The organism is Acetobacter estunensis (assembly GCF_011516945.1).
Classification (GTDB): Bacteria; Pseudomonadota; Alphaproteobacteria; order Acetobacterales; family Acetobacteraceae; genus Acetobacter; species Acetobacter estunensis.
On sequence record NZ_WOTH01000078.1, the window covers coordinates 1 to 5,079 of the forward strand.

5 protein-coding genes and 1 pseudogene are annotated in these 5,079 nt (G+C 54.0%); 4 read left to right on the plus strand and 2 right to left on the minus strand.

The window, feature by feature from the left end:
- The first annotated feature begins 113 nt into the window (after positions 1-113).
- From GOB87_RS16190 to GOB87_RS16205, 4 genes are all read left to right on the plus strand, one after another.
- Positions 114-815: an aminotransferase class III-fold pyridoxal phosphate-dependent enzyme gene (locus tag GOB87_RS16190; RefSeq protein ID WP_242006532.1), complete on the plus strand. Its 702-nt coding sequence runs from the start codon at positions 114-116 to the stop codon at positions 813-815.
- A gap of 14 nt (positions 816-829) precedes the next feature.
- The gene (locus GOB87_RS16195) at positions 830-1,852 is read left to right on the plus strand and encodes a phosphotransferase enzyme family protein (RefSeq protein ID WP_166319088.1); all 1,023 of its coding nucleotides are present in this window, start codon (positions 830-832) and stop codon (positions 1,850-1,852) included.
- Between the two features lie 222 nt (positions 1,853-2,074).
- Positions 2,075-2,878 (plus strand): DODA-type extradiol aromatic ring-opening family dioxygenase, encoded by an 804-nt coding sequence (locus GOB87_RS16200; RefSeq protein ID WP_166319090.1) that lies wholly within the window; start codon positions 2,075-2,077, stop codon positions 2,876-2,878.
- Between the two features lie 48 nt (positions 2,879-2,926).
- The gene (locus GOB87_RS16205; RefSeq protein ID WP_166319092.1) at positions 2,927-3,529 is read left to right on the plus strand and encodes a YceI family protein; all 603 of its coding nucleotides are present in this window, start codon (positions 2,927-2,929) and stop codon (positions 3,527-3,529) included.
- A gap of 181 nt (positions 3,530-3,710) precedes the next feature.
- On the opposite strand, the gene GOB87_RS16210 is transcribed toward GOB87_RS16205, so the two are convergent.
- Both GOB87_RS16210 and GOB87_RS16215 read right to left on the minus strand, forming a co-directional pair.
- Complete coding sequence (locus GOB87_RS16210) at positions 3,711-4,688, minus strand: MIP/aquaporin family protein (RefSeq protein WP_166319094.1); 978 nt, start codon at positions 4,686-4,688, stop codon at positions 3,711-3,713.
- A 290-nt stretch (positions 4,689-4,978) separates the two neighbouring features.
- Positions 4,979-5,079, minus strand: a pseudogene (locus GOB87_RS16215) (IS5-like element ISMex42 family transposase); the annotation flags it as partial.

Here is a 5,079-nt window from a genome sequence, read left to right on the forward strand (position 1 = left end):
CTGCCTCCAGAGGCAAAATGCCGTTGTCATTCCAGATCAGACGCACAGGACACAGCTCTCAGAACAGAGAATAACACTCTTCAGACAAAATGTGAGAAATCCGCGTCGAAGCCATGGAGGCAGCGCTGAAAGCGGAGCCCGCCGCAGCCGTGATCATGGAAACCATTCCCGCCACCTATGGGTTTCCCCTGCCTGCGCCCGGATATCTCGGGGAAATCCGACGCATGTGCGATGAGACCGGCACACTCTATATCGCCGATGAAGTACAGACCGGCCTGATGCGTTCCGGCGCTCTCTGGGCCATCTCACGTCAGGATGTGCGCCCCGATATTCTCGTCACGTCCAAGGGGTTGGGAGGCGGCATCTATCCCTTTGGCGCCCTGCTGCTGACCAAGCAGGCCAGCGGCTGGCTGGAGCAGGACGGCTTTGCCCATATGTCCACCTTCTCCGGATCGGAAGTGGGCTGTCATGTCGCCAGTGCCGTGCTCGACCTGACGACAAGCGCCGAAACGGTGGCCAACGTCCACGCCATCATCACGCAATTCGCAGAAGGGCTGGCAAACATCCGCAAGCGCTATCCGGACTGGTTCATCGGCATCCGGCAGGAAGGTCTCATCATCGGTCTGGAATTCGCGACCGCCGAAGGCGCGAAACCCGTCATGCGTGAACTGTACAAGCGCGGCGTCTGGGCCATCTTCTCCACGCTCGATCCCCGCGTGCTTCAGTTCAAGCCCGGTCTCCTGCTCCAATCAGGACAGGTGGACGACATCCTGCAACGACTGGACGACGCCGTCGCTGCCAGTTCGCCCTTCTGAGAGGAGAATGCCCCATGACCGCCCGCGCCTGGCAGCAGACCTCGTGGAACTGGCATGAAAACGTCGCGCCTTTCCTGCCGCTTTATGGCCTCGCCCCTGATTCAGCATGGTCTTTGCTCAGTTTTTCAGAAAATGCCGTCTATCGGATCAATACACCGCAGGGTGAGACTTTCATTCTCAGACTTCACCGCCCGCATTACCGCAGCGTGGACGACATCCGTTCGGAAATCACCTTCATCGAACATCTGCGCACCGACAAAGTGCTTCTCACGCCCGCAATCCTGCCCACGTTGAACAGAGAGACGCTGAGCTTCACCGGACAAGGAGAACAAGAACAACATGCGGTCCTGTTCGCATACCACCCCGGTCACGCGCCCTCGGAAGACCGTCTGGCAGAGGAGTTCCATGAGCTTGGACGAATCTCCGCACGCCTCCACAACTACACAGCCACCCATACCAATCTGAATCGCCTGCGTCGTCCTGTCTGGAATGTGGACGTCGCTATCGGTCCAAACGCCATGTGGGGCTGCTGGCGTAACACCAGCAACATGACCGCAGAACAGACAGCACTTCTCGATGCCGCTGACCGTATGGTCCGAACCAAGCTGGAGCGTTACGGCCGCCCGATTGCACGCTGGGGCCTCCTTCATGGCGACATGCGCCTAACCAATATCCTGCGCAACGGAGATGAGACCTGCATCATCGACTTCGATGACTGCGGCTTTGGCTGGCACATGTACGAATTCGCCTGCGCCTGCACCTTCATGGAATGCTGCGACAACATCGAGGCTCTCACCACCTCATGGCTTCGTGGCTACGCGCAGATTCGCCCTCTTTCGCAGGAAGATATTCAGATCGTGCCAACGCTGCTGATGCTACGTCGCCTTCTGATGGTCGGCTGGTTCACCACACACCAGCATTCAGCCGAAGCGCGCGCTCTTGAACCCGGATTTCTTAAAAAATCTCTCACCATGGCAAAGGATTATCTCGATGGTACTTTCCTTTCCTGTCTGACACGCACAACAGAAAATGCCTGATATTGTTTCACTTGCCCATTTTATTTCGGAATAGAAACATAAATCAGGAAAGCTCACCTGATCCGGATCACGTGAAAGGAACTTTTTACAGAAAAGATGCCTGTCACCTCATCAGAACGCACTGCCCGTATTCATAATTGGAAATCATGTGCGCGTCACGGGTATGATTATGGTCGGGCTGGACGAAAGGCTCATATCCGCAACCCGGCAGAAAGCCTGACCATGATCTCTTTCTCTGACCGTCAACCCGTACTCTTCGTGCCGCATGGTGGCGGTCCGTGCTTTTTCATGGACTGGCCCGGCTGGGAAAAGCTCGATGCTCACCTCCGAGATCTCGCAGAAACCCTCCCGCGCAGACCCTCGGGTATCCTCGTCATGTCAGGTCACTGGGAAACAGCCGCACCAACCGTCACGATGGCGGAAAGGCCTGAACTGATCTTCGATTACTATGGTTTTCCTGCGCACACCTACGAACTGACCTATCCCGCACCCGGCTCGCCCGCACTGGCGACGCGCGTCAAGGAATTGCTTGAGCAAGCAGGCCTTCCCTGCGCGCAGGATAATGCGCGTGGTTTCGATCATGGCGTATTTATCCCTTTCCTGCTCGCCTTTCCGGACGCGGATATTCCTGTGGTCGAGCTTTCAATGGACAAAAATCTGGATGCCACTCGGGAACTTCAGGTGGGACGAGCGCTTGAAGCCCTACGCTCGGAAAACATTCTCATCGTGGCAACCGGCATGACCTATCATAACCTCCGCCACTTCATGAACGGAGATCCCGCAACGGACAGGCTCTCCCATGACTTCGACAGATGGCTGACCACCACAATCGAAGCCGATCCATCCGTGCGTGACCGCAATCTGAGTCAGTGGGAGCGGGCTCCCGCAGCACGGATCTGCCATCCCCGCGAAGAGCATCTGCTGCCATTGATGTTCGCTGCGGGCGCGGCTGGTTCCGATCGGGGTGTACGAACCTATACCGACACCGTTATGGGAAAAGCGCTCTCGGGTTTTCGGTTCGGCTGACTCTCGCTCATGGGAGCCTTCGCTCCCTCTCCAAGGAGTTGCAACCTCATGCAGAAACATCTCTTGGCTGCATCCACTTTTCTGGGCGTTCTATGTTCTCTTGCTGCCGCTCATGCAGCCCCTCTGCCCGCCGATGTGAAGAGCGGCATTTATGGTGTGGAACCCGCCCACACGCAGGTCATCTTCTCACTTCTGCATTTCGGTTTTACCCATTACTCCGGATTACTTTCAGACGCCTCGGGCACACTGGCCTTCGACCCAAAAGACATGACGAAGACAAAACTAAATGTTGTCCTCAAAGTGGATAGCGTACAAACCACCAGCCCCCGCCTGACCTCTGAATTGAAAACGGAAAAGTGGCTCGATACGGGTCGTTATCCCACAGCTACCTTTGTTTCCGGCGTCGTCACACCTACGGGCGAAGGCACAGCCAATATCGCAGGCAACCTCACCTTGCATGGCATCACAAAACCCATCGTCCTCCGGGCCACTTTCATCGGTGCGGGCGAGAACCCGATGGACAAAGCCTACACACTCGGCTTTGAAGGCATGACGACCATCAACCGCAGTGAGTTTGGCGTGACGACGTATGTTCCGATGGTGGGCGATCAGGTCCAACTGACCATCGCAGGGGCATTCGAACGCGAGTAAGATGCAACAGTCACGATACTTTTTCCCTTGGGCATGCAATGATGCATGAGCATATGACGACAATCACCGCCGCCGATGGCAACCCACGTTTCCAGTAGAAAACACTTATGTGCGCACAGAACTCAGCCTTGCGTTAGTGGCCACGCACTCTAAAATAAAAATAATGTAGACTGACTTATATTTACGTATCAGGTTTTTCTTCCACAGCAATTTTTCCTTTCTGCATCGCTTCAGTCATCTCAAGATGCTGCCTGTATTCCTCATAATGTTCGGGCGCAGCATGCACAAAATGCGGATCGTCCATATGAGGCACTCGACCATGATGTCCAAAATTGACCAGACGGGCCTCCATAAGATGAATTTTACCGAGTATGTCGGCTTTGAGCGCAAGAACAGCCAAGGAAGAGCCGATGAACGGTCCCAGAAGATAAATCCATAAACCATTCCAATTCCCAGCGAACAGATCGGGGCCGAACGATCGGGCAAAGTTCGCGCTGTTGCCTGAAATCCAGGCCGTAAGAGGGTTCATGACGAAGAAAAAGACGCCGCCAATCCACGGCGTTATCCATTTATGGCGAGGATGAGCGGCCAGCCAGTAGAGAGTGACGATCAGAAGCCCCGTAACCAACATTTCCGAACCAAGGGCAAACCAGACGGAAATGCCCATGTAGGGCACCGTCGCTCCGTAATGAGCAGCAAGGGCGTCCACCTTCCACGATGAAAGGAGATATCCCGCGCCATAGACAATCGCTGTTCCCAGAACCGCTCCAATAACCTGTGAGATCACGTAACCCAGAGCGTCAATCCACACGATCTTTTTTGACAGCATGAACGCGAGCGTGACAGAGGGATTCAAATGCGCTCCACTGACCTTGCCAAAAGGGGTCATGGCGGCAGCTGTTCCTGCCAGACCAAAGCACAGACCGCACAAAGCCGCCTGCAGGGCTGGATGGGGGGCCAGCCTATCGCCTAGCCATGTATTGGGTGCGGAAAGCAGAATTACACAGGCAAGACCTATGATCATCAGGACAGCAGTCGCAACCATTTCGCAAAAATAAAGCCGCCAATGAAATGGTCGTTCCGGATGTGGCTCACCGGCCAACGGCCGATCATGGAAGTGGATATGGAAATGTGGCCAGTGAATGTGCGGCACTTTGATGTGAGAAAGAGGAAGATGAAAATGCAACGGATGATCCCGCTTTCCCGCTTGATTTCTATTGTCTTTTGACATCTTTCTTCTTTATCGCAATCAACATTTTTGACCTGAACATGATCGTATGTCGAAAATAATTTCGACTTCGCTTTTATTCATGTATGGATGAAAAGTAGATATTCAACGTAACATTTTCTTGATTGATTTCATCAAACACAAATGAATATGTATTATATGTATATTACATATCAAAAACATAGCGCATCGCAAAAAAAGATGCACATCTCTAGGGCCTGTTAGGGCTTGATCCAGTCTGCTGCGGCAGCGATGTGGATGACCGCGAGGAACGACGTTGCTGTTTTTTCATATCTGGTTGCGACAGCGCGCCACTCCTTGA

Coding starts and splice junctions, on each gene's coding strand:
- GOB87_RS16190 (WP_242006532.1), top strand. CDS start 114: ATGGAGGCAGCGCTGAAAGCGGAGCCCGCCGCAGCCGTGATCATGGAA.
- GOB87_RS16195 (WP_166319088.1), top strand. CDS start 830: ATGACCGCCCGCGCCTGGCAGCAGACCTCGTGGAACTGGCATGAAAAC.
- GOB87_RS16200 (WP_166319090.1), top strand. CDS start 2,075: ATGATCTCTTTCTCTGACCGTCAACCCGTACTCTTCGTGCCGCATGGT.
- GOB87_RS16205 (WP_166319092.1), top strand. CDS start 2,927: ATGCAGAAACATCTCTTGGCTGCATCCACTTTTCTGGGCGTTCTATGT.